24 protein-coding genes are annotated in these 23,753 nt (G+C 64.5%); 13 read left to right on the top strand and 11 right to left on the bottom strand.

The features are described 5' to 3' along the window. Positions 1 to 187 precede the first annotated feature (187 nt). The 3 genes from AB4118_RS10015 to sciP all read left to right on the top strand — a co-directional run bounded on the left by AB4118_RS10015 (position 188) and on the right by sciP (position 2,703). Positions 188 to 1,645, top strand: coding sequence for a flagellar hook-length control protein FliK (locus AB4118_RS10015; protein ID WP_441489573.1), 1,458 nt, complete (start codon positions 188 to 190; stop codon positions 1,643 to 1,645). An 11-nt stretch (positions 1,646 to 1,656) separates the two neighbouring features. Continuing rightward, positions 1,657 to 2,322 carry a flagellar hook assembly protein FlgD gene (locus AB4118_RS10010; RefSeq protein ID WP_441489572.1) on the top strand — a complete coding sequence of 222 codons (666 nt, stop codon included), beginning with the start codon at positions 1,657 to 1,659 and terminating at the stop codon, positions 2,320 to 2,322. Positions 2,323 to 2,427: 105 nt separating this feature from the next. Then, entirely contained in the window at positions 2,428 to 2,703 is a 276-nt protein-coding gene (gene sciP / locus AB4118_RS10005) for a CtrA inhibitor SciP (protein WP_038359348.1), read from the top strand. Positions 2,704 to 2,787: 84 nt separating this feature from the next. On the opposite strand, the gene AB4118_RS10000 is transcribed toward sciP, so the two are convergent. The 3 genes from AB4118_RS10000 to AB4118_RS09990 are packed head-to-tail and all read right to left on the bottom strand — an operon-like array spanning position 2,788 to position 5,231. Next, the gene (locus AB4118_RS10000; RefSeq protein WP_441489571.1) at positions 2,788 to 4,623 is read right to left on the bottom strand and encodes a carbamoyltransferase family protein; all 1,836 of its coding nucleotides are present in this window, start codon (positions 4,621 to 4,623) and stop codon (positions 2,788 to 2,790) included. Between the two features lie 10 nt (positions 4,624 to 4,633). Next, on the bottom strand, positions 4,634 to 4,783 hold the full coding sequence (locus AB4118_RS09995; protein ID WP_162835449.1) for a DUF5989 family protein: 150 nt from the start codon (positions 4,781 to 4,783) through the stop codon (positions 4,634 to 4,636). A 13-nt stretch (positions 4,784 to 4,796) separates the two neighbouring features. After that, positions 4,797 to 5,231 (bottom strand): SxtJ family membrane protein, encoded by a 435-nt coding sequence (locus tag AB4118_RS09990; protein WP_441489570.1) that lies wholly within the window; start codon positions 5,229 to 5,231, stop codon positions 4,797 to 4,799. Positions 5,232 to 5,483: 252 nt separating this feature from the next. On the opposite strand from AB4118_RS09990, the gene fliF reads away from it, so the two are divergent. The 5 genes from fliF to flbD all read left to right on the top strand — a co-directional run bounded on the left by fliF (position 5,484) and on the right by flbD (position 10,633). Next, entirely contained in the window at positions 5,484 to 7,160 is a 1,677-nt protein-coding gene (gene fliF, locus AB4118_RS09985) for a flagellar basal-body MS-ring/collar protein FliF (RefSeq protein ID WP_441489569.1), read from the top strand. Between the two features lie 98 nt (positions 7,161 to 7,258). Further along, on the top strand, positions 7,259 to 8,263 hold the full coding sequence (gene fliG, locus AB4118_RS09980) for a flagellar motor switch protein FliG (protein WP_441477659.1): 1,005 nt from the start codon (positions 7,259 to 7,261) through the stop codon (positions 8,261 to 8,263). Positions 8,264 to 8,265: 2 nt separating this feature from the next. Then, complete coding sequence (locus AB4118_RS09975; protein ID WP_441489568.1) at positions 8,266 to 8,877, top strand: FliH/SctL family protein; 612 nt, start codon at positions 8,266 to 8,268, stop codon at positions 8,875 to 8,877. Continuing rightward, entirely contained in the window at positions 8,874 to 9,224 is a 351-nt protein-coding gene (gene fliN / locus AB4118_RS09970) for a flagellar motor switch protein FliN (RefSeq protein ID WP_113510893.1), read from the top strand. Before AB4118_RS09975 ends, fliN begins: the two co-directional genes overlap by 4 nt. Before the next feature lie 44 nt (positions 9,225 to 9,268). Beyond that, positions 9,269 to 10,633 (top strand): sigma-54-dependent transcriptional regulator FlbD, encoded by a 1,365-nt coding sequence (gene flbD / locus AB4118_RS09965; RefSeq protein WP_441489567.1) that lies wholly within the window; start codon positions 9,269 to 9,271, stop codon positions 10,631 to 10,633. A gap of 26 nt (positions 10,634 to 10,659) precedes the next feature. On the opposite strand, the gene AB4118_RS09960 is transcribed toward flbD, so the two are convergent. The 3 genes from AB4118_RS09960 to AB4118_RS09950 all read right to left on the bottom strand — a co-directional run bounded on the left by AB4118_RS09960 (position 10,660) and on the right by AB4118_RS09950 (position 12,984). After that, on the bottom strand, positions 10,660 to 10,986 hold the full coding sequence (locus tag AB4118_RS09960) for a hypothetical protein (protein WP_441489566.1): 327 nt from the start codon (positions 10,984 to 10,986) through the stop codon (positions 10,660 to 10,662). Between the two features lie 131 nt (positions 10,987 to 11,117). After that, positions 11,118 to 12,560, bottom strand: a complete 1,443-nt coding sequence (locus AB4118_RS09955; RefSeq protein WP_441489565.1) for an MFS transporter — start codon at positions 12,558 to 12,560, stop codon at positions 11,118 to 11,120. Between the two features lie 94 nt (positions 12,561 to 12,654). After that, positions 12,655 to 12,984, bottom strand: a complete 330-nt coding sequence (locus tag AB4118_RS09950) for a hypothetical protein (RefSeq protein WP_441489564.1) — start codon at positions 12,982 to 12,984, stop codon at positions 12,655 to 12,657. A gap of 288 nt (positions 12,985 to 13,272) precedes the next feature. On the opposite strand from AB4118_RS09950, the gene flhA reads away from it, so the two are divergent. Further along, entirely contained in the window at positions 13,273 to 15,357 is a 2,085-nt protein-coding gene (flhA, locus tag AB4118_RS09945) for a flagellar biosynthesis protein FlhA (RefSeq protein ID WP_441489653.1), read from the top strand. A gap of 7 nt (positions 15,358 to 15,364) precedes the next feature. Here the strand turns inward: flhA and AB4118_RS09940 are convergent, their stop codons facing one another. Beyond that, entirely contained in the window at positions 15,365 to 15,919 is a 555-nt protein-coding gene (locus tag AB4118_RS09940; RefSeq protein ID WP_441489563.1) for a helix-turn-helix domain-containing protein, read from the bottom strand. A gap of 153 nt (positions 15,920 to 16,072) precedes the next feature. On the opposite strand from AB4118_RS09940, the gene AB4118_RS09935 reads away from it, so the two are divergent. Beyond that, positions 16,073 to 16,960: a DMT family transporter gene (locus AB4118_RS09935; RefSeq protein ID WP_441489562.1), complete on the top strand. Its 888-nt coding sequence runs from the start codon at positions 16,073 to 16,075 to the stop codon at positions 16,958 to 16,960. Between the two features lie 61 nt (positions 16,961 to 17,021). Here AB4118_RS09935 and AB4118_RS09930 read toward each other — a convergent pair whose 3' ends face one another. Together AB4118_RS09930 and copM are read right to left on the bottom strand one after the other, a co-directional pair. Continuing rightward, a complete protein-coding gene (locus tag AB4118_RS09930; protein WP_441489561.1) occupies positions 17,022 to 18,059 on the bottom strand; it encodes a lysylphosphatidylglycerol synthase transmembrane domain-containing protein in 1,038 nt (345 codons plus the stop codon). A 150-nt stretch (positions 18,060 to 18,209) separates the two neighbouring features. Then, entirely contained in the window at positions 18,210 to 18,593 is a 384-nt protein-coding gene (gene copM / locus AB4118_RS09925; RefSeq protein ID WP_441489560.1) for a CopM family metallochaperone, read from the bottom strand. A gap of 100 nt (positions 18,594 to 18,693) precedes the next feature. Between copM and AB4118_RS09920 the strand changes: the two genes are divergently transcribed. Further along, a complete protein-coding gene (locus tag AB4118_RS09920; protein WP_441489559.1) occupies positions 18,694 to 19,389 on the top strand; it encodes a GNAT family N-acetyltransferase in 696 nt (231 codons plus the stop codon). Between the two features lie 64 nt (positions 19,390 to 19,453). Here the strand turns inward: AB4118_RS09920 and fliJ are convergent, their stop codons facing one another. After that, positions 19,454 to 19,858, bottom strand: a complete 405-nt coding sequence (fliJ, locus tag AB4118_RS09915; protein WP_043237924.1) for a flagellar export protein FliJ — start codon at positions 19,856 to 19,858, stop codon at positions 19,454 to 19,456. 241 nt (positions 19,859 to 20,099) lie between these two features. Here fliJ and AB4118_RS09910 point away from each other — a divergent pair, with 241 nt between their 5' ends. Continuing rightward, positions 20,100 to 21,305 carry an MFS transporter gene (locus AB4118_RS09910; protein WP_441489558.1) on the top strand — a complete coding sequence of 402 codons (1,206 nt, stop codon included), beginning with the start codon at positions 20,100 to 20,102 and terminating at the stop codon, positions 21,303 to 21,305. Here AB4118_RS09910 and fliI read toward each other — a convergent pair. Continuing rightward, complete coding sequence (gene fliI, locus AB4118_RS09905) at positions 21,292 to 22,632, bottom strand: flagellar protein export ATPase FliI (RefSeq protein WP_441489557.1); 1,341 nt, start codon at positions 22,630 to 22,632, stop codon at positions 21,292 to 21,294. The genes AB4118_RS09910 and fliI overlap by 14 nt on opposite strands. A 344-nt stretch (positions 22,633 to 22,976) precedes the next feature. On the opposite strand from fliI, the gene ctrA reads away from it, so the two are divergent. Next, positions 22,977 to 23,678: a response regulator transcription factor CtrA gene (gene ctrA / locus AB4118_RS09900; RefSeq protein WP_069882553.1), complete on the top strand. Its 702-nt coding sequence runs from the start codon at positions 22,977 to 22,979 to the stop codon at positions 23,676 to 23,678. Positions 23,679 to 23,753: the final 75 nt, after the last annotated feature.

Genomic DNA, 23,753 nt, shown 5'->3' with positions numbered 1-23,753 from the left:
TTTGACAGGGGCGGGCCAGTGAGCGATCGGCAAATCCTGCCGCCTCATCGGAGAGGGCAAGGCGAATCTTGCCGCGAACGGTCGGGGCACGGCCGCTACCGCCTTGAAAACAAAGGAACGGCGTCCTGGCGCGAGACTTGCTGCTCGCGGCCTGGGCATGTTCCTGCCCGCGGTCCGGATTTACCTGATGTCTGCCGTCTCCTCCTCAGTCGCCTCGCCCAATGCCGAGCAGGCTGCGTCGCGCCGCCGTGCGCCAGAGCGCGGCTCCGACGGTGCGGCCGCGCCATTCAGCCTGCCTGAGGGCGGCGGCGACCAGGAGGTGCCGGCCGCGGCGAAGGACGACGCTGCGGCGACGAAGCCGGAGGCAGGCGGCAAGGCCAGTGCGACACAGGAGCAGAAGGCAGCCGCCTCGGCGCTAGTGACGGTGCAGCCCGCGGTGCTGCTCAAGGGGGCCACTGCGGTGGTGCCGGCGGCGGAGACCGCCGAAGCACCTCCGACCGCGACCCAGCCCAAGCCGGATATCGGCGCGCTCGTCGCCATTGCCGTCGCCGAACAGGCCGCCGCCGGCAAGACCGCCGTCGCTGCCAACCCTGGTGGCGAAGAAAAACCGACGGATTCCGAGCCGAAGGAAGCCGCCTCCGCTGACAAGCCTGTCGAGGCCGCTGTCGTGATGCCAATTCCCGCGCCGGCGGCTATCCCGGTTGTCGTCGCTCTGCCGTTGGTCGGTGGCGACATCGCTGCGGCAGGCATCGGCGATGAAGCCGTTCCAGGTGGGACGAAGGCGGCTCAGGGGATTCCCACCGGGATGGCGCAGGCAGCTATGCCGGCCCAGACCCTCGTGCCAGCCGCGCCGGCTGCCGAGGCGTCTGTCATGGCCGCTGCTTCCGCAACCGATGCCGCCGCGTCGACCTCCGAAGGCGACGAAGTCGGCAAGCCGGCGGAGAAACCGCATGCGGGACCGATGATCGCCGCATCGAAGGAAACTGCGACCGGCCCGGCCAATGCCACCGTCGCTGCGGGGCAGCCGCTCGCCGACCTGTTCAAGCCTGTCGAAGTGCAGCAGGCGCCGGTGCCGATCGAGCTGTCCGCGGCCGTGGCGTCGCATTCCGGCAAGCCGGAAGGCATTGCCGGTCTGCCTGATATCGACCTGGCCAAGGCGGCGCAGCAGCCTTCGGCCGGCATGCATCGCGGCATGGCTGACGGCCAGCCGACACCGCTCCATGTCGTCCCGATCGAGATCGGTCTGCGTGCCCTTGCCGGCAGCAAGCGCTTCGATATTCGGCTTGACCCGCCTGAACTTGGCCGCGTCGACGTTAATCTCGAGATCTCCGAGAAGGGCGAGGTCAGCGCAAAACTGGTCGTCGACCGTGTGGAGACCCTGCACCTGCTTCAGCGGGATGCGCGGACGCTTGAGCGTGCCTTCGAGCAGGCCGGTCTCAAACCCTCGGATAGCGGCGTCGACATCACATTGCGCGATCCGAACGATCAGCCCGGTTTCCGCCAGCAGCGGCAGGATGACGAGGCGCCGCGCCGTGCCCGCATCCAGCCTGATGCCGCCGAGCTCGGGGATGCCTCAGCCATTCCGGCGCAGCCCGCGCCCATCCGCCGCCTCGTCAGGCTCGGCGGCGTCGACCTCAGCATCTGAAGGGGCGGATCATGACCGTTTCCAACACCTCATCGAGTACCGGCACCGGCTCCGCCACCAATGTCAGCGGCGGCGGAAGCTCGATCGCCAATAATTTCGATCAGTTCCTGACGCTGCTGACGACCCAGCTCAAGAACCAAAGTCCGCTCGACCCGCTCGACACCAACCAGTTCACGGCGCAGCTCGTGCAGTTCGCCGGCGTCGAGCAGCAACTCAAGACCAACGAGACGTTGGGCTCGCTGCTCGGCCTCAGCGCCGCCAGTACGGCGACCAATGCGGTGGGCTTCATCGGCGCGACCATTACGGCCGAGGGCACGACGGCGCGGCTGAAGGACGGCGCCGCCTCATGGAAGATCAACGCCCCGAGGGGCGGTTCCGCGACCATCACCATCAAGAATTCCACCGGTAGCGTCGTCCAGACCTTGACCAGAAACCTCGATGCGGGTGACCAGACCTACAAGTGGGACGGCAAGACCTCGACCGGCGTGAATGCGCCTGAGGGCGATTACACCATCAGCATCGATGCCAAGGACACCACCGGGCAGGCGATGACCGCCAAGACCCAGATCAGCGGCGTGGTCGACGGCGTCGACTTCACCAGCTCGATCCCGATGCTCAAGATCGGCACCATCAGCGTTCCGATCGACAAGGTGAAGACCGTGGTGCGGGGGCAGTGAGCATTCGTGCCGATACCGAAATCCGGCGCTATCGCTTTAGGCAATTCTTAAAGCCGCGGTCTTAAGGTCAACACAACTAGGTCTGTTGAGTTGTGTGAGTGTATCATGACCGAGCCGTTGCGACCGCGGGTGAAGTATGTGATCGGCCCGGACGGAAGTCCGCTGACGATTGCCGATCTTCCGCCAATGAATACGCGCCGCTGGGTCATCCGGCGTAAGGCTGAGGTGGTTGCTGCCGTGCGCGGCGGCCTGCTCAGCCTTGAAGAGGCCTGCCAGCGCTATACCCTGACTGTCGACGAGTTCCTGAGCTGGCAGATGTCGATCGACCAGCACGGGCTCGCCGGGCTGCGCACCACGCGCATCCAGCATTATCGTCAGTAAACCGGTGGAGCGGAGCGCTCGCGCTTTGCTAGATCGGTCCTGTCCGGGCACAAAGGGCGCGCTGCGAGGCGCGCCTTTTGCGTTTCAGTCGAGCTCGAAGGCTTCCTTGTAATCGAGCTTGAGGCCGGGATCCTGCACCTCCTTGCGGAGGATGCAGTTGCCGGCGACGAGGACCTCGATCTCCGACCCCATGAAGCAGCGGAAGGCGTCGGTGGCGTTGCAGATGATGGGCTCGCCACGCACGTTGAAGCTCGTGTTGACCAGCACCGGGCAGCCGGTCAGGTCCTTGAAGCGGCTGAGCAACGCATGATAGCGCGGGTTGGTATCCTCATGCACCGTCTGGATGCGTGCGGAATAATCGACATGGGTCACGGCGGGAATGTCGGAGCGCGGCACGTTGAGCTTGTCGATGCCGAAGAGGGCCTTCTCGACTTCGGTCATGTCGCGGCGGCGCTCTTTGCGCACATCGGCGACGAGAAGCATATAGGGCGAGTCGGTATCGAGCTCGAACCAGGTCCCGACATCCTCGCGCAGCACCGATGGCGCGAAGGGGCGGAAGCTCTCGCGGTACTTGACCTTGAGATTCAGCGTCTTCTGCATCGCCGGCGAACGTGGATCACCGAGGATCGAGCGGCCACCGAGCGCGCGCGGACCGAATTCCATGCGGCCTTGCATCCAGCCGACCGCCTTGCCCTCGGCCAGCGCCTGCGCGGTGGCCTCGATCAGGGCGTCGTCACCGAGAACCTCGAAGCGCGCGCCGGCAGTCGTCAATTCGGCCTCGATCTCGGCTTGCGCGAAGCTAGGGCCGAGATAGCTGCCCAGCATTGAATCACCGCCGCCTGGATTGAGCCTTCGCGGGTGGCCACCGAAAAGATGATAGCCGGCAAGCGCTGCGCCAAGCGCCCCGCCAGCATCGCCGGCCGCCGGCTGGATCCAGAGGCCGTCGAAGACACCCTCACGCAGGAGCTTGCCATTGGCGACGCAGTTCAGTGCGACGCCACCCGCCAGGCACAGGTTCTTCTGGCCGGTTTCAGCCCGCACGGAGCGGGCGAGGCGCAGTACGATTTCCTCGGTCACCGCCTGGATCGAGGCAGCCATGTCCATGTGGAACTGGGTCAACAACTGTTCGGGCGCACGCACCGGCTGACCAAACAACGCGGCGAAGCGCTCGTTCGTCATGGTCAGGCCGGTGGCGTAGTTGAAATAGCTCTGATCGAGCTGGAAACTGCCGTCCGGCTTCAGATCCACCAGTTTTTCGAGCATCAGGGCGGCGTAGCGCGGCTCGCCATAGGGCGCGAGGCCCATGACCTTGTACTCGCCGGAATTGACCTTGAAGCCGATGTAATAGGTGATGGCCGAATAGAGCAGCCCGAGCGAATGCGGGAAGTGCAGCTCCTTATGGATCTTGAGATCGCTGCCCTTGCCGATGGCGAGCGTCATCGTCGCCCATTCGCCGACGCCATCCATGGTCAGGACGGCCGCGTCCTCGAAAGGTGAGGGGTAGAAGGCCGAGGCCGCGTGCGAGAGATGGTGCTCGGTGAAGAGCAGTTTCTCGGCATCGAAGCCGGGCGCGATCTTGCGCAGTTCCTTGCCGATGATGTGCTTCTGGAACAGCTTTTCACGCAGCCAGAGCGGCATCGCCATGCGGAACGAGCTGAAGCCGCGCGGGGCGAAAGCGAGATAGGTCTCTAGAAGTCGCTCGAACTTGATGAAGGGCTTGTCGTAGAAGACGACCGCGTCGAGTTCGTCCAATCCGCAGCCGGCAACCGAGAGGCAGTACTCGACCGCGCGATGCGGAAAATCGGCATCGTGCTTCTTGCGGGTGAAGCGCTCCTCCTGAGCGGCGGCCGCGATGGTGCCATCGACGACGAGCGCGGCGGCGCTGTCGTGATACAGGCCCGAGATCCCCAGAACGCGCATGCGGGCCCGATCAGAACAGGGTGTAGACGAAGGGCGCCACAGCGCTGCCATGCGTCAGCACGAGCAGGCCGCCGAACAACAGGCTGATCAGCAGGATCGGGATCAGCCAGAACTTCTTCCGGGCCTTCATGAAGCGGAAGAACTCTCTCAGAAACGACATCAGTGCTGTCCCATTAGAATTGATCTTTCATCGAGAGCGGCTCTGGTCCCGGCGGATCGCGGTGGACCCAGTAGCTCGCGACTTCAGGCTTGCGCCGAAGTCTCAGGAAATCCTTGCCGAGAAGCCGGGCCAGCAGGCCGATCGGCGTGAAGACGACGAAGAACAGAAGTCCGAGGACGATCGGGTTGACGACGCTGGCGAGCAGCAGTCCGAAGCGGGTCCACAGCTTGTTCAAAGGTGCGAGCAGCGAAGCGCGCACCAGCGTGATCCCGAGAAAGACCGCGGCGATTCCGGCGAGCCATGGCCACGCTCGGCCGTGGTGCCAGCCATTATAGAGGGCCAGCAGCGCAAACACGCCGGTGAAGACGAACCCGAACGAGCGATCGCTCGATCCCTCGACAGCCCCGTGTCCGGAGCGGAATTCGTGATGCTCGCCTTGGCCTGCCACTCGGTTCTCCTCCGACGTTGCGTGCTGTCTAGACGATAATCGGGGTCGGAGGAAACGGGATTTGCCCGGTCTGGGCTCCTGAACGCCGGCCTGCGAGGCGGGCGACGGCTGCCGAGACACAGGCCCATCAACAGCATTCTTTACAGCCCGCTCCCGGAAATTAACGGGTTGCTAACCATGCACTGGGAAAAACTTGCCTAGTGAGCGGCGTTGCGCGCGTTGCTCTGACGGGGTTGTGAAACGGATGACGGCGTGAACGGGATCGTCGAGCAGTTTACGAAATTCGGAGCGGCCCGGCTGGCGGCGATGCTGGCCGTCACGCTCGCACTCGTCGGCTTCTTCGGCTTCGTCATGCTGAAGATGTCTCAGCCCGCCATGAGCGTGCTGTTTTCGGATCTGTCGACCCAGGATGTGAACGCCATCCTGAAGGATCTCGATACCCGGGGCATCAAATACGAACTGCGCAGCGACGGTCAGACGGTGCTGGTCGCCAAGACGGATGTGCCGCGCCTGCGACTGGACCTTGCCGGCAAGGGCATCCCCTCCGGCGGCGGCGTCGGCTACGAGATCTTCGACAAGGGCGATGCCTTCTCGTCGACCAGCTTCGTCCAGAACATCAACCATCTGCGGGCGCTCGAGGGCGAGCTGTCGCGGACCATCCGCTCGATCGGCCGGGTGCAGGCGGCGCGCGTCCACCTCGTCATCCCGGAGAAGCGCCTGTTCGAACGCGATCGTGAACCGCCGCGCGCCTCGATCGCGCTCAAGCTCGCAGGCGAACTCGATCCGGCCCAGGTTCGTGCGGTTCGTCACCTCGTGGCCTCCGCCGTCGACGGCCTGAAGCCGGAGCGCGTCTCGATCGTCGACGAGCGCGGCCGACTGCTGGCCGATGGCGCTCAGGGCGAGCAGGGGCTGGCCGGGCTCGGGCTCGACGAGCGGCAGACTGCGATCGAGAAGCGGATCAAGACACAGATCGAGGACATCGTCGCCAGCATCGTCGGACAGGGGCGGGCGCGCGTGCAGGTTTCGGCCACGCTCGACAGCAATCGCATCGAGAGCCGGTCCGAGACCTTCGATCCCGAGAGCAAGGTCATCCGGTCCAGCCAGAATCGTACCGAGAATTCCGCCAGCAACGAGGCGCAGAACGGCGCCGTCACCGTCGGCAACGAGTTGCCCGGCGCGCAGCAGCAGGGGCAGAACGCCCAGAACCAGCGCGATGTCTCCGCCAAGAACGAAGAGGTGGTGAACTACGAGATTTCGCGCACGACTCGGACCGAGGTCCTCGAGGGGGGGAGGGTCAAGAAGCTCTCCGTCGCGGTGCTGGTTGATGGCAGCTATACCCGTGGCCAGGGCAGCGAGCTCGGCTATCAGCCGCGCAGCCCGGAAGAGCTCGAGCGCATCAACCAGCTGGTTCGTACCGCTGTCGGTTTCGATCAGGCTCGCGGCGACAAGGTCGAGGTCGTCAATCTGCGCTTTGCCGAGGCCCCTCCGGCCGTTGCCGACCTCACCGAGCAGACGATGATGCAACAGCTGATGTCCTTCACCCGGGAGGACGTCATTCGGCTCTTCGAGATGGGCGTCATCTCGCTGCTGACCCTCATCGTGCTGATGGTGGTGGTGCGTCCGCTGCTGAAGCAGGTGCTGGCAAGCGACAAGTCGGTGCGCCCGATCCCGACTTTCATGCGCAACGGCGTGGCAATGATCCAGGACGATGGGACAGGCGACCCTGCGAGCCCGCGGGTCATTGGCCCGAATGGAGAAGTGACGGCCGTAGAGGTCGAGGCGCCGTCCGAGCGGATGCTGGCGATCGCGCAGATCAAGGGCCAGCTCAAGGCGCAGTCGGTCGAGAAGATCGGGGCAATGGTCACGCAGAATCCCGCCGACACGGTCGCGGTGCTGCGCGGCTGGATTCACGAAAAAGCGCCGGCGTGACGGGGCTCTGAGGCATGGCAGCAACCCGATCCATCGCGACACGCAATTCCGGAAGCGACGGAGGCGATGCCTCCGACTACGATCCCGCGCCGGTGCCGATGAATTATGCGGGCATGAGCGGGCCGCAACGGGCTGCCGTCATTCTGCTGGTGCTCGGCGAGGATCACGGCCGACCCATCTGGCAGGAGTTCGACGACGAAGAGATCCGCATCATCACCCGCGCGATGGCCGAGCTCGGAACGGTCGATTCCGACATGGTCGAGCGGCTGATGCTGGATTTCGTCAGCAAGCTCTCGAGCGCGGGCGCGATCACCGGCTCCTTCGACCGCACCATTTCGCTGCTGGAGAAGATCCTGCCCTCCGATCAGGTTGCGCTGATCATGGAGGAGATCCGCGGTCCGGCCGGGCGAAACATGTGGCAGAAGCTCGGCAATATCGACGCTGTCGTGCTCGCGAACTTCCTGAAGAACGAGTACCCGCAAACCATCGCCGTGATCCTGTCGCGCATCCGGCCCGAGCACTCCGCCAATGTCCTGCGCAACCTTCCGAACGAACTTTCGATCGAAGTGGTCGCCCGCATGCTGCGGATGGAGTCGGTGCAGAAGGAAGCGCTCGACCACATCGAGAACACGCTGCGCTCGGAATTCGTCGCGACCCTGACGCAGACGCGCAGGCGTGATCCACACGAGATGATGGCCGAGATCTTCAATGGCTTCGACCGCCAGACCGAGATCCGTTTCATGTCGGCGCTTGACGAGTCCAACCAGGAATCAGCCACGCGTATCCGCGCCCTGATGTTCACCTTCGAGGATCTCGCCAAGCTTGACCAGGCCGGGCTGCAGACCCTGATGCGGCAGGTCGACAAGGATGTGCTGGCCCGGGCCCTGAAGGGCGCCAGCGAGGACATGCGCGCCTTCTTCTTCGGCGCCATGTCGCAGCGCGCCGCCAAGAACATGCAGGACGACATGCAAAGCCTCGGGCCGCTCCGGCTGAAGGAGGTCGATGAGGCCCAAACCAAGATGGTGACCCTGACGAAGGACCTTGCCGACAAGGGCGAGATCGTTCTGTCCAAGGGCAATTCCGAAGACGAGTTGGTCTACTGACGATGAGCACCGCCAAGAAATTCATGTTCGGAACCGATTTTCGCGAGGGCAACCGGCGTGCCGTCAGCGAAGCGGATCTGGCGGCGGCGCGCTCGGAAGGGTTTGCCGCCGGGCAGGAGCAGGGCCGGCGCGAGGCCGACGCGCAGCTGAACGGGCTGCTTGCCCATCTCGTGCGATCGGTCGAGCGCCTGCTCGTCGAGGAGGACAAGCGTGCCTTTGCCATCGAGGAACAGGCCGCCCAGGTCGCCATCGTGACGGCGCAGACCCTCGCCGGCGCGGCCTTGGCCGAGCGGCCGCTCGCGAGGATCGAAGCTGTGGTGCGCGAATGCCTGAGCCACGCCCGTCTCGCCCCGCATCTGGTGGTGCGTGTCCACGAGAGCGCGGTCGAGACGATGGAGAGCATGCTCGCGGGGCTCGCCCGCGAAACCGGCTTTGCCGGTCGCCTCGTCGTCCTGGGGCAATCCGATATCGGGCCGGGTGATGGCCGCATCGAATGGGCCGATGGCGGCATGGCCATCGACAGCGCCTTGATCGGGCAGAAGGTCGAAGAGGCCGTGCGCAGCATCTTCGGCCATATGCCCCAGTCCAACGCCACCCAGGGAGGATCGCTATGAGCCAGGAGAACGATCTGAACCTGCCGCCGCTGAGCCCGGCCGATCTCTCATTCGACCACAACGCGGCCTCTGTCGCTCGCTCCGGGCCCGTGCCGATCAAGACCGCCGAGGATCTCGAACAGGTCTTCGACGTTCCCGTCACGGTCTCTGCCGTGCTCGGCTCCTCGCGCATCGCGGTCGGCGATCTGCTTCAGATCGGCCCGGGGGCGGTGCTTGAGCTCGACCGGCGCGTCGGCGAGGCGATCGACATCTTCGTCAATGAGCGCCTGGTTGCGCGCGGCGAGGTCGTCGTCGTCGAGGATCGCCTGGGCGTCACGATGACCGAAATCATCAAGGCCGACCGGTGATGTTCGCCCGGCCTGTTACGCACTCATCCGGAAAGGCCTGAGCCATGCGCCTCATCATTGTCGGCGGTCTCAAGGGACAGATCATCGCTGCGGCCAAGATCGCCATCTCGCATGGCGCCGCCGTGACCCATACTGACGGCCTCGATCAGACCCTGGCGGTGTTGCGCGCCAAGGGCGCCGACCTGCTGATGATCGATGTCGCCCAGCCGATCGCGCAGTTTGTCGCGGCTTTGGAGAGCGAGCGCATCCGCACGCCGATCGTTGCCTGCGGTACCTCGACCGATGCCCGTGCGGCAGTTGCCGCGATCCAGGCCGGCGCGCGCGAATATGTGCCGCTGCCGCCTGATCCGGAGCTGATCGCGGCGGTGCTGGAAGCCGTCGCTGCCGACCAGTCCAGCCTGATCTGGCGTGATCCGGCCATGGAGCGCGTGGTGCAGCTCGCCGGCCAGATTGCGCGCTCGGAGGCGCCTGTTCTGGTGACCGGCGAGAGCGGCACCGGCAAGGAGGTCATTGCACGCCACCTGCATCAGAAGTCGCTGCGCAAGGACAAGCCCTTCGTTGCCGTGAATTGCGCGGCAATTCCCGACAATCTGCTGGAATCGGAACTGTTCGGCCATGAGAAGGGCGCCTTTACCGGTGCGATCGCACGGCGCATTGGAAAGTTCGAGGAGGCTCATGGCGGCACACTCCTGCTCGACGAGATTTCCGAGATGGATGTCCGCCTGCAGGCGAAACTGCTGCGCGCGCTTCAGGAACGGATGATCGACCGCGTCGGCGGCTCGCAGCCTGTGAAGGTCGATCTCCGGATCATCGCGACCTCGAACCGGAATCTCGGCGAAGCGGTTCGCGAAGGCTCCTTTCGCGAAGACCTGTTCTATCGCCTGAACGTCGTGCATCTGCGGCTTCCCGCCTTGCGCGAGCGGCCGGGCGATATCCTTGTGTTGGCGGATCATTTCGCCAAGAAATATGCCGAGATCAACGGTATGCCCCTGCGTCCGATCGCGGCCGATGCCCGCAAGGCACTGTTGGCCAATGGCTGGCGAGGCAATGTGCGGGAGCTCGAGAACACGGTTCACCGCGCGGTCCTGCTGGCCCAGGGCACGGAGATCGGACCTGATGCGATGGTGACCCCGGAAGGCGAGTCGCTGGGCCCGTCGTCAGGCCACGATGTTGCGAGCCGTGTCGTTCAGACCGCCGAGGCCGTGACGCGCGGCCTGGTGGGCCGGACCGTTGCTGATGTCGAGCGCGACCTCATCCTGGATACGCTGGACCACTGTCTAGGAAACCGCACGCATGCGGCCAAGATCCTCGGAATCTCGATCCGCACGCTCCGCAACAAGCTCGGCGAATATACCTCGGCCGGTATTGCGGTTGCCGAGCCGGGACAGGCGCGCGTCAGCGTCGCCTGACCCGGGGGGCAATCCCGAAGAGAGGGTCAGTAATAGTACCGACGGCGGTAATAGGGGCGATAATACCGCGGGCGGTAATAATACCGAGGGCGATAATACCGCGGTCGATAATAGTATCTCGGGCGGTAATAGGGGCGGCGATACCCATAATAGCGCCGCCTGTAATAATAACTGTACCCGGCGTCCGCCTTGTCCAGCGCTTCGCTGGCTTCGGCGGCAAGCTTGCCTTCATCCTCGGCCGGTTCAGGGGTGGGAATGAGCTTGGGCTCGGCCGCTGCGGCGCCAACCATCCCGCCAAGGCTGGCCATAGCCATGCCGCCGAACAGGGTCATCATGAACGAACGTCTATCCACGGCGTCCTCCAGACAGGGTTTCGGCCACCCTTTCGGCATCCCCGAAATGGTGCCAGATGATAACGCTTGTCGCAGCGCATTGTTCCAACCGATCGCGCTCCCTTCCGCCTCGGCCAGGTCGTCCGGCGGGCTCAATCCGCGGCATTCAAGGGCCGGGCGACGCTTTCCAGCGGTCGGCGTTCAGCCCTGACTGCGTAGAGCGCTGCAATGACGGCAGCAGCCAGCATCAGGGCCGCGCCAAACAGGTAGCCGCCGAAGACGCTTGCCCGCGATCCGGTGTCGATCAGTGCACCGAACAGCCAGGGGCCGGCAATGCCACCCGCGCCGGTGCCGATGGCGTAGAAGACCGCGATGGCAAGCGCGCGCATCTCGACGGGGAACGTCTCGCTGACCGTCAGATAGGCCGAACTTGCGGCGGCGGATGCGAAGAAGAACACGACGCTCCAGCACAGCGTGAGCTGGGAGGCCGTCACCAGATTACGCGCGAACAGATAGCCGGTGCCGGCCAGCAGAAGCGCTGACAGAGCATAGGTCGTCGCGATCATGGTGCGCCGGCCCAGCGTATCGAAGAGACGCCCGATCAGGAGCGGACCCAGGAAATTGCCGGCGGCGAAGGGCAGGATGAACCAACCGATCAGATGCGAAGGCACCTGGTAGAAATCGGTCAGGATCAACGCGTAGGTGAAGAAGATCGCATTGTAGAAGAAGGCCTGCGCGACCATCAGCGCCAGCCCGACGAGCGCTCGCTGGCGATGCGTCACGAAGAGGGAATGAAAGACCTCGCCAAGTGGCGTCGCCGGTCGTGGTCGCAGGCGGATCTGCGCCAGGCCTTCACTGGCGCTGTAGCTGACGCCGGCTTGCGTCTCGATGCGGGTCACGATCGCGGCCGCCTCCTCAGCGCGGCCATGGCTGATCAGCCAGCGCGGGCTTTCGGGGATCCAGCGCCGCAGGATGAGAATGATCAGGCCAAGCGCCGCGCCGATGAAGAAGGCGAGCCGCCAGCCGAGTTCGGGATTGATAGTGGCCGGGTCGAGCAGGACGATCGCTCCGATGGCGCCCAAGGCTGCGCCGACCCAGAACGAGCCGTTGATGACGAGATCGACCCATCCGCGCACGCGCGCCGGCACCAGCTCCTGAATGGTCGAGTTGATCGCGGTGTATTCACCGCCGATCCCCATACCGGTGAAGAAGCGGAAGATCAGGAAGCTCGTGACGCTCCATGAGAACGCCGTCGCGGCCGTGGCTGCGAGATAGACGAGGACGGTGATGCTGAAGAGGCGCTTGCGGCCGAGCCTGTCGGTCAACCAGCCGAAGAACAGGGCGCCGAATACGGCGCCGGCGATATAGGCGGCACCGGCAAGGCCGATTTCCGTATTGGTGAAGCGGAGCGCCGGACTTTCTTTCAGTGCCCCCGAGACCGAGCCGGCAAGGGTCACTTCCAGCCCATCCAGGATCCAGGTGATCCCGAGAGCCACCACGACCAGCGTGTGAAAGCGCGACCATGGCAGGCGATCGAGCCGGGCCGGGATATCCGTCGCGATGACCGCGGGCAGAGCCGCTTCGTGCGGCGACATGGCGATCCTCCCTCATCGTCTGGCGTGCCTCATGGCTTCGCCTCATACGAAGAAGGCGGCACCCTTCGGCACCGCCTTCCCCAAATCCTGCGTCTCAGCGCACGATCACATTCCGGCGCACCACCACGGGGCGGCGATAGCGCGGGGCGGCCCGGCGCACGACCACACGCTCGCGCACCACGACCGGACGCCGGTAGGCAGGACGAGGCCGCCGAACGACGGTGCGTTCGCGGACCACCACCTGATTGAAATCGGCATCGGCACGATCAAGCGCGGCCTTGGTTGCGGCATTCAATTCGTTGGCAGGCAATATCTCCGGCGTCGGGGTGGTCTTGCCCGTCGCTGCCTGGGCAATGGCGGTTCCGCCAAGGCCGGCCGCTGCGAGGCCACCGAAAAGGCTCAAAACAAAGGAACGTCTATCCACGAATATCTCCAATCAAGTCGGCCGGAAAAGCCAGTATGTCGACCCCGCCCGCGAGTTGTTCGGTCGAATGGGGCCAGAACGCGGCAGTTCAATAACGATCCATTCAGGAAGGGGTTCCACGGCCCGATTTTCTGGTCGGCTTAACCATTCATTCACCATGAACCCGGCAAGAATTGCCGGGTATCGTCGCGGAAGCTGGAGGGGCATGGTTGCCTGACGGCCGCGTCGCGACGGGGAGTGGACTGGTCGATGACGGATATGACGGCGGGCGCCGGTGGCGGTTTCAAGATGCCCAGTGGCGGTGCCATGGGGAATTTCCTCAACCGGCCCGACCTGTTTCTTGCCATCGGCGTCATGGGCATCCTCGTGGTGCTCATCTTCCCGCTGCCGGCACTGCTGCTCGACCTGCTCCTGGCCTTGTCGATCATCCTGTCCGTACTGGTGCTGATGACGGCGCTCTTCATCGAGGAGCCGCTGGAGTTCTCGGCTTTTCCGACAGTGCTGCTGATCGTCACGATGCTGCGGCTGGCGCTCAATCTCGCCTCGACGCGCCTGATCCTCGCTCACGGCCACGAAGGCAGTGCCGCCGCTGGCCACGTCATCGAAGCCTTCGGCAATTTCGTGATGAGCGGCAATTTCGTGATCGGGGTGATCGTCTTCACCATCCTGATCATCGTCAATTTCGTGGTCATTACCAAAGGTTCGGGCCGCATCGCCGAAGTTGCGGCGCGCTTCGCCCTGGATGCCATGCCCGGCAAGCAGATGGCGATCGACGCCGATCTCTCGGCCGGTCTCATCGATCAGGACGTCGCCAAGGAGCGCCGCAAGGCGTTGGAGGACGAGGCCAACTTCTTCGGTTCGATGGACGGTGCCTCGAAATTCGTGCGCGGCGACGCCATCGCCGGCTTGCTCATCACCTTCATCAACGTCCTCGGCGGCATCATCATCGGCGTCGCGCAGCAGGGCATGGGCTTCGGGGATGCGGCGCGCGCCTATACGCAGCTGACCGTCGGCGATGGCCTCGTCAGCCAGATTCCGGCCCTGATCGTCTCAACGGCGGCCGGCCTGCTGGTCTCCAAGTCAGGCGTGCGCGGCGCCGCCGACAAGGCGCTCGGCAGGCAGCTCTCAGGTTACCCGAAGGCGCTCGGCATGTCGGCGGCGGTAATGCTGCTGATCGCAATCCTGCCCGGTATCCCGATGCTGCCCTTCCTGCTGCTCGCCGGTGGTTCGGCCTGGCTCGCGCGCCATTTCGGTCAGATCGCCAAGGCACGGGAAGTTCAGGTGGCGGAGGCTGCGCAGGCTGCATCGCCGCTTGCCGCCGATGGCACGCCGAAGGAGGAGACGCTCAACGATCTGCTCAAGCTCGACGAACTCAAGATCGAGATCGGCTACGGGCTGCTGCCGCTTGTCAACGCGGCGGGCGGGCAGGATCGGCTGACCGATCAGGTCCGGGCACTGCGCCGCCAGCTCGCTGCCGAGCTCGGTTTCGTGATGCCGGCGGTGCGCATCGTCGACAACGTCCAGCTCGAAGCGAACCACTACTATATCAAGATCAAGGAGATCGATGCGGGGCACGGCATCGTCTATGCCGGCCAGTTCATGGCCATGGACCCGATGGGCGGCAGCGTGAACCTGCCCGGCCACAACGTGCTGGAGCCGACCTTCGGCCTGCCTGCCACCTGGATCGACGCGTCACTGCAGGATGAGGCGCAGCTGCGCGGCTTCACCGTGGTCGATGCCGCCACGGTGATCTCGACGCATCTGACCGAAGTGCTGAAGTCGCATATGCCGGAGCTGCTCTCGCATGGCGAAGTGCAGAAACTGCTGCGCGAATTGCCCAAGGACCATGCCGACCTCGTCAAGGAGATCGTGCCGAGCCAGATCTCGACCACGGGAATCCAGCGCGTGCTGCAGCTGCTGCTCGCGGAGCGCATCTCGATCCGCGATCTCCCCACCGTCGTCGAAGGCATCGCCGAAGTCGCCGGCGGCATCAAGAACCCGCGCGACATCGCCGAACATGTCCGGGTGCGGCTGGCCCGGCAGATCTGTGCCCAGTTCTCGAACCAGCAGGGGCATCTGCCGATCATCACGCTCTCGCCGGCCTGGGAAAGCATCTTTGCCGAGTCGATCGTCGGCCAGGGCGAGGACCGGCATCTGGCCATGCAGCCCTCGCGCCTGCAGGAATTCGTGCATCAGGTCCGCGACAAGTTCGAGGACGCGGCGCGTATCGGCGAGATGCCGGCGCTGGTCACCTCCGGCATGGCACGACCGTTCGTGCGCCAGATCATCGAGCGCTTCCGCCGCGAGACACCAGTGCTGTCGCAGGGGGAAATCCATCCCCGCGTCCGGCTGAAGACGGTTGGAAGCGTCTGAGCCGGCTTCAGCGGCGCACGACGACAACGAGATAGCGCACCGGTTCCGGTCCGGGATTGCAGAAGCTGCAATCTCTGGGCGGCCCGAGTTCAAGACAGTCACCGGCCTGCAGCCGCTTCATCGTCTCGCCTTCGCGAAAGTCGAGCATGCCGGACTGCACCCAGATCTGCTGCCTGATGAACGCGTAGGAGCTTGCGGGATACGAGATGCGCGCGCCGGGCGGCAACTCGGCATCGACCAGCTCGATGCCCGCTTCGCCAGCCGGCGAAATGGCGCGCCGGGTGAAGCCGGTTTCGGGATCGCGCCAGAATGGTTGATCCGCGCAGCGTCGGAGAAACTCGCTCGGCGTCTCGGCTCGCGCCAGAAGGTTCGACAAGGTCAACCCGAAGGCGCCGGAAAGCCGACCGAGGAGGACAGCGGTCGGGCTCGCTTCTCCCCGCTCGATCTTGCTGATCATCGCGCGGGACACCCCGGATTTGTCGGCGAGATCGCTCAGGCTCCAGCCGCGGCTTTCCCGCTCGATCCGCATGCGTTCGGCAAGCCTTGACGTCAAATCGTCCATTATCATAGCGTTGATTCTTCTATAGTGGATCGTTCAGAGTGCAACCCATGACTGACGGCGCGGAAGCGCAGGACGCCCGCTTGCGTCGCGCCCATGCAGCCGTCGCCAATCCGGCATTGGCCCTGCCGTTTCCGCATCGCTAAGGACCGGGGCATGTCGCGCAACGCCTTTTACTTCGCCCTGATGTGTCTGGTCTGGGGGCTGACCTTCCTGCCGGTCAAGATCGGCTCGGCCCATGTTCCACCGATCTTCCTTGCAGCGGCACGTTTCTCGATCGCTGGTGTCCTGATGCTGCTCTGGGCCGGGCGCGACGTTCTCGCCGTTCCCCCCGCAGCGCGGCGCCGCCTGCTGATCACCGCACTCCTAGTGAATACCGGCAATTACACCTTTCTGTTCTGGGGGACCGCGCATGCACCGTCGGGGCTCGCCGCCATCGTCAATCTCGCGACGATCCCGATCTATACGCTGATCGCGAGCCGCCTGATCGAGGGGCAGCGGATCACTGGACAGCGCATTGCGGCCATCGTGCTTGGGCTCATCGGGCTTTGTTTTCTGTTCGCGACGCGCGCCTCCAGCGGCTGGAGCGCGGCACATGGCGACCAGATGGAAATCTGGGGGCTGGCGGCCGTGGCCTTTGGCACGCTGCTCTACTGCTTTGGCGCCGTGCTGACGCGGCGGATCGCCGGCACCATGCCGACACTGACCTTGGCCGGCTGGCAGACGGTCATTGGTGCGCTCGGCCTTGCGGCCGTCTCGCTCGCTGTCGAGCCCGTCACACTCGCTGATATGCGCGCGCTCGGAGAGTGGCCGGTCTGGCCGGCCGTTGCCGTCCTGGTGATTGGCGGCTCGCTGATCGGCTTCACCATCTACATGCGGCTGCTGCGCGACTGGGGCGCCTTCCATGCCGGGCTGTACGCCTTCGTCAGCCCGGCCATCGCTGTCACAGCCGGAGTTGTCGTGCTGCACGAGCCATTCGGTCTGTCCGAGGCTATCGGCGCGGTGTTGATGTTCGGCGCAGCTGCGATCGCGCTCAGACGCTGAGGCCATGGTCCAGTGCCTGATGCCACCCGAAAGCCGGTTCCCGCCTTCGGCATCATGCTTGTCAGGGCGGGGGCGCGATGCGGGTGTTCTTCCTGAGCTGGCTGCGCTCGAAGGCCAGCACGATCGGCAGTGAAATCACCAGCGGCAGGATCAGGTAGAACAGCCGCCAGATCAGCAGGGCCGCAAAGACAGCCGGCGCCGGCACGCCCGGCATGACCGCGAGGAAGACCGCTTCCATCACGCCGACCCCGCCCGGTACCTGGCTGAGCAGCCCGGCCGAGAAGGAAAGGAGGAAGGCGCCGAGCACTATGAAGAAGCCGGGGTTTCCCTGATCGGGCAGCGCGAAATAGATGATGCCGGCGGCACCCATCAGTTCCAGAGGCGCAGCGAGATATTGCCGCGCAACGACCGGCAGCCGGGGATAGATCAACTCGAACTTGCCGATCTTGAGCGGCCTGAACTTCAGCCAGGAGCCGACCGTGTAGAGCCCGACGAAGGCGAGCAGCCCGAAGCCGATCAGCCGGGCAGTCGCATCGCCGAGGGTGAACCAGTGCGAGAGCCGACCGAGCGGGCGCAGGATCTGAGGCTCCCCGATCAGGACGAGCCCGAGCAGCAGAATGGTTCCGAAGGCGAAGGTAAAGGAACACAGGGCCACCAGAACAGCGACATCGGCCGTTGTCAGGCCCTTCGCGGTATAGGCGCGGAACCGGACCATGCCGCCCGAGAAGACCGAGGCGCCGATATTGTGCGAGAGCGCATAGGTCACGAAGGAACAAAGCGCGATATAGGGCCAAGAGATGCCCTTCTCCTTGCCGAGATGGATCAAGGCAATGCGGTCATACCAGGCCAGCGCAGCGTAAGCGACAAGCGTTGCGAGGGCTGCGTGCAGGAAGGCGTCCGGGGAGATCAAGGCGATCTTCTGGCCGATGCCGGCCGCAATGATCTTGATGTTCTGCCAGAGGGTTCCTTGCTCCAGCAATGCCTGGACGGCGGCATCCGTGCCGGCCTCGGCCTTGAGCTTGTCCCAGAGCAACTCGACCGACCAGACGACCGCGACGAGACCGATGAGCGGCCAGAGATAGTCGAGATAGCGTTTCATGAAACCGGCAGGCTGCGAGGAGGCGTCGAAGGCGGTGTCGCGGCGCGCAGGGGAAGGCCTGGATAGCCGGCCGGAGCGAACCTTCGCCTGTGTGCCAGCGAGGGAGGGCGAGGGCAAGCGGCGTTGCCCGCGCCAGGCCGCACGGACGGCCTATTTTCCGTTTTTCTTCAGCCAGTCCCGCATGAAGGCGATCTCCTTCTCCTGGGCGGAGATGACCTCAGTGGCCAGCTTCTTGATTTCCGGGTCCTTGCCATGCGCAAGCACGACCTTGGCCATGTCGATGGCGCCCTGATGATGCGGAATCATGCCACGCACGAAATCGGCATCGGCGTCGCCGGTGAAGGAGGTCGCCATGTCCTTGTGCATCTTGTCATTGACCGCCTTGTAGGCGGCCGTCGCCGGCGTGTCCGCGACGCCGGTCGCCGAGCCCTGCATGGCGCCGTGACCCTGGTGCTGCTGCGCAACGGCGACACCGCCCAGTGCCGCGATGCCGAAGAGAGCGGCGGCGAGCTTCAGCTTTACACGTCTGGTCATCGAAAAGAATCCTCATTCGTTTGAAGCGGCGCGCCACAGCTTCTCCTGATGGGAATGGGCCATGCACCGTACGAACTGATCTTTCACCCGGGATCATGTCATGATCGCGGCGATCTCCGGCAGCCTCGACGGCGCAAGCTTCGAGCGTCTGCCTCACGGCCAACGTACCGCAGACAGGACCATGAGCGACAGCATTCCCATCAGCCTGACCGGCATCACCGACCTTCCGCCCGGCAAGATCGCGGCGATCGTCACATCTCTCGAGATGTTTGCACCGCCGGCCAAGCGGGCCGATCCGCCTGGCCTTTCGGGCTTCTCCCTCGAGCCGATCGGGAGAGACGATGTCACGCGCTATCTCGCGATCTACCGCGTGCTCGGCGAGCGCTGGATGTGGTTCAGCCGGCTGATCAAGCCCGTGGCGGAGATCGAGGCGATCCTGGCGGATCCAGCCGTCGAGTTCTTCGCCGTTCGGGCCGATGGCCGCGACGTTGGATTGCTGGAGCTTGATTTCCGCGTGGCGGGAGAGGGAGAGCTCAGCTTTTTCGGGCTGGACGAAACCGTGCTGGGCCGCGGAGCCGGCCGCTGGTTGATGAATCGGGCGCTGGAACGGGCCTGGGCCCAGCCGATTTCGCGCTTCTGGGTACACACCTGCACGCTCGATCATCAGAGCGCGCCGGAATTCTATCAGCGCTCGGGGTTCACGGTCTTCAAGCGCAGCGTCGAGGTCGACGATGATCCGCGGCTGGCAGGGCATATGCCGCGCGGCTCCGTGCGGCATCATCCGGTGATCGAATGAAAAAGGGGCGGGAGGCCAACGGCCTCCCGCCCCTTTTTCGTGCAAGATCCCTGAAGCCAGACGGTCAGGCGCGTGAGCGCAGCCCGATCGAATCCATCATCGACTGGTCGCGCGCTGCTTCGGCGGCCCGCTCGGAAGCACGCTCGCGATCGTCGAGAATCTCGACCTTCTTCATGTCCTCGAAGGCTTCCTGAAGCTCGGCCTTGGCCTCGTCGAGCTGGCCCTTCAGATTATCCGCCGACTGCCGCAGGTTGTCGCGGCGCCCGAGCGCCGCCTTGGCATAGGTCGGGTAGGCGAAATGAGCAGGGTCGGAGATACCGGCCCGTGTCTCCTCGCTCTGGATCTCACGATCCAGATCGGTCGCCATGCGATGGAAATCCGCAATCATCATCTCAATCTGGCTTACCCGGCGACGCTTTTCGTCCACCTGGAAGCGTTTGAGACGCAAGAGGGTCTCTCGCGACTTCATGTCGTGTCCAACTCCTGGTTACGCATGGCGGCTCCCCGACCCCTCGGTTCGCCGCCGGAACTTGATCCGCGAGACGAAAAGGACAATGGCGCAAGGAGGTTGACCGTTTCTTACCGAGGCCGCCCGCTTTCGACGCATATTGAGCCCGCGTCGCTGCTGCTGCCGTGCCCTGTGTGTCCCCTATAGAGTCTGCGCAATTACCAGGGCGCTCGCCCGTCTTTCCCTCCCGGATCGCCTTCCCTTGCTCGCCTCATCACGCCTTCCGGAGCACTGGCCGCTGCTCTGCGGCCTCGCTCTCACCCGCATTATCGGCTGGGGATCGACCTATTACGCGCCATCGGTCCTTGCCGCCTATCTCGATCGAGATCTGGGGATGAGCGGGGAGATCGTCTTCGGAGGCATCACCATCCTGCTCGTGACCGGTGCGGTGGTCGCGCCGATGGTCGGGCGACATCTCGATCGTCGCGGAACGCGGCGTGCCATGTGTGTCGGGGCCATCATCTGCGCACTGGGCTTGGCCTTGCTCGCGGCGGCACAGGGGCCGATCAGCTATCTCGCGACCTGGTTCGTCATCGGTATCGGCCACTCGTTGACGCTCGCCAATGTCGGCAATGTCACGGTCGCGCAGCTGATGGGAGAGCGAACGCGTCGCGTCATCGGCGTGATGATGCTGGTCACCGGGCTTGCCTCAAGCGTGTTCTGGCCGCTTTCGGCAGCCCTTTGCGCTGCCTATGGCTGGCGCGCGGCCCTGCTGATCTTCGCCGCGATCCAGATCGTGATCGTGCTGCCGATTCATCTTGCCATCCCGGTGACAACGCCTCACGCTCCCGCTGCCGGCCCGACAGCGGCGGCTCCGCCTGCCGATGAGGGCAGGGTGCCTGCGCACGAGCGTCGCCCGATCCTCTGGCTGCTGGCGTTCGCCTTCTCGGCAAGCGGCTTGGTCTCCTGGGGGCTGCCGCTCCACCTCATCGGCCTGCTGGAGAATTCCGGACTGACCAGCGCCACGGCGGTCACGATCGCTTCGCTAGGCGGGCTTGCAACGCTTGTGGCCCGTCTGGTCGACGTCCTGGCCGGGGAACGCTTCGCTGTCGAGCGTGTGGCCTTGGTCGGCCTCGTGCTCGGGCCGCTCTCCTGCCTCTACATGGCGCTGGCGTCAGGAGCCGCGCTTTCGGCCATCGTCTTCGTCGCTGCCTTCAACGCTGCCATGGGCGTCATTGCTGTGGCTCGCGCCACCTTGCCGCTCTCGCTGTTCGGCCGGCGCGGCTTTGCGACCATGCTCGGGCGTCTGACGGTTCCGCAGAACCTGACTTTCGCAGCCGCGCCGCTGCTCTTTGCGGTGATGATCGAGCGCTTTGGCAGCAGCGCGACGCTGATGATCTCGGCGGTGATCCAGACCGGCGCGCTGGTGGCGATGCTGATCCTCGTGCGCCGCGTCAGCTCGCCATGATGGCTGCGAGCCTGGCGTAGCCTTCCCCCAATGACGTCGCCTCGTCCTTGGCCTGTTTCAGGAAGGCTTCGAGCTGCGGGTTGAGGCGGATGGCCTCGTCGACCTCTGCCGATGCGCCCTGGCGATAGGCGCCAAGCCGGATCAGCTCTTCCATGTCGGAATAGGTCGCGAGTGTCGCGCGGGCCTTCTGGACGACGGGATAGTAGGGGGGGTCGCAGGAGCGCGGCATGGTGCGCGACACGGATTTCAGCACGTTGATTGCCGGGTAGCGCCCACGCTCGGCAATGGAGCGTTCCATGACGATATGGCCGTCGAGAATGCCGCGCACCGCGTCGGCGACAGGTTCGTCATGGTCTCCACCATCGACCAGCACGGTGAACAGACCGGTGATGGCACCTTCGCCGATGCCAGGACCGGCGCGTTCGAGCAGGCGCGGCAACTCGGCGAAGACGGTCGGCGTATAGCCCTTGGTGGTTGGCGGCTCGCCGGCGGCAAGGCCGATCTCGCGCATCGCCATGGCAAAGCGCGTGACCGAGTCCATCAGGCACATCACCTGCGCGCCCTGGTCGCGGAAGTACTCGGCCAAGGTGAGGGTGGTGAGAGCGGCCTGCTTGCGCATCAGCGCCGGCTCGTCGGAGGTGGCGACCACGACCACGGAGCGCGCCAGGCCTTCCGGGCCGAGGTCGTCCTGCAGAAACTCCTGGACCTCGCGGCCGCGCTCGCCGACGAGCCCGATGATGTTGACATCGGCGCGTGCGTAGCGGGCCAGCATGGAAAGAAGAACCGATTTGCCGACGCCCGAGCCGGCGAAGATACCCATGCGCTGGCCAAGGCAGCAGGTCAGGAAGGCGTTGAGGGCGCGGACGCCGAGATCGAGCGGGGAGCCGACGCGGCGGCGTGCATGCGCGGGGGGCGGGTCGGCGCGGAAGGCGCAAAGATGTTCTCCCTGAGGCAGGGGCGGGCCGCCATCCACAGGTCTTCCGAGCGCATCGACAACCCGGCCGAGCCAGGCATGGGTCGGCCGGATGCCCGGGGCTGCCTTGTCCACATAGGCGGGGCAGCCGCGGCGGACTCCGTCTAGGCCGCCATAGGGCATCACCAGCGCCTTTTCGCCGGAAAAGCCGATCACTTCGCAGGGGACACGCGTTCCCGGCGCGATCTCGATCTCGATGCGTCCGCCAAGGCTCATGGCGCCGATCGGTCCGGAGACCTCGACCATCAGGCCACGCACGCCCGTCACCCGGCCGAATGTCGTTACCGCATCGAGGTTACCGATTGTGGCGGCGAGGTCGGATAACCTGTCTATACCGTGCTTTGCGCCGCTCATTCCCCGTCCCGTCAATCTTTCATTTACCTCTGTGATTAACACTGTGCATCGAGGCTGTGTCGTGTTGCAGGGGCTTTTTGTCCCTGTTCCTCGGAACAGTCCTCCGCGAAAGGCGATTTCGCGGGCGAAGGTCTCCCGATCCGTGTCAATTTCGACTCACCTCGACAAGGATCGTTCACTTTCTCCCTGGAAGCGCTTGCGCTCGGGAATCACGGTTTGTTAACCATTTTCCCAGTAGCGTGTCGCGTGGCGTTTCATCGGGCAAGCGCCTGGTCGTCCAGAGCCATGAGGGTTCGGATGAGAATGTGGTCGAGCTTGCCTCGGGGCGAAATTGGGGACGTGACATGCGGGTTCTGCTGATCGAGGACGATAGCGCAACCGCCCAGAGCATTGAGCTGATGCTCAAATCAGAGAGCTTCAACGTCTATACGACCGATCTGGGCGAAGAGGGTGTCGATCTCGGCAAGCTCTACGATTACGACATCATCCTCCTCGACCTGAACCTGCCGGACATGTCGGGCTATGAGGTGCTGCGCTCCCTTCGCGTCGCGAAGGTGAAGACGCCGATCCTGATCCTCTCCGGTCTTGCCGGCATCGAGGACAAGGTGAAGGGCCTCGGCTTCGGCGCCGACGACTATCTCACCAAGCCCTTCCACAAGGATGAGCTTGTCGCGCGCATCCACGCCATCGTGCGCCGCTCGAAGGGCCATGCGCAGTCGGTCATCACCACCGGCGATCTCGTCGTCAATCTCGACACCAAGACCGTCGAGGTCGATGCCGCCCGCGTGCACCTGACGGGCAAGGAATACCAGATGCTGGAGCTGCTTTCGCTCCGCAAGGGCACGACGCTGACCAAGGAGATGTTCCTGAACCATCTCTATGGCGGCATGGACGAGCCGGAACTCAAGATCATCGACGTTTTCATCTGCAAGCTCCGCAAGAAGCTCGCCAATGCGTCGGACGGAAAGAACTACATCGAAACCGTTTGGGGCCGCGGCTACGTGCTGCGCGAGCCGAACGATGTCGAGGAACGCATTCCGGCATGATCGGTGTCATCCGGTCGTCACGATCGGATGCGACAAGAGATACAGCCTGATCGTCGGATGTACACGACAGGTTGA

This window comes from Allobosea sp. 2RAB26 (assembly GCF_052115465.1).
Classification (GTDB): Bacteria; Pseudomonadota; Alphaproteobacteria; order Rhizobiales; family Beijerinckiaceae; genus Allobosea.
This window is presented reverse-complemented; position numbering and strand designations above follow the sequence as displayed.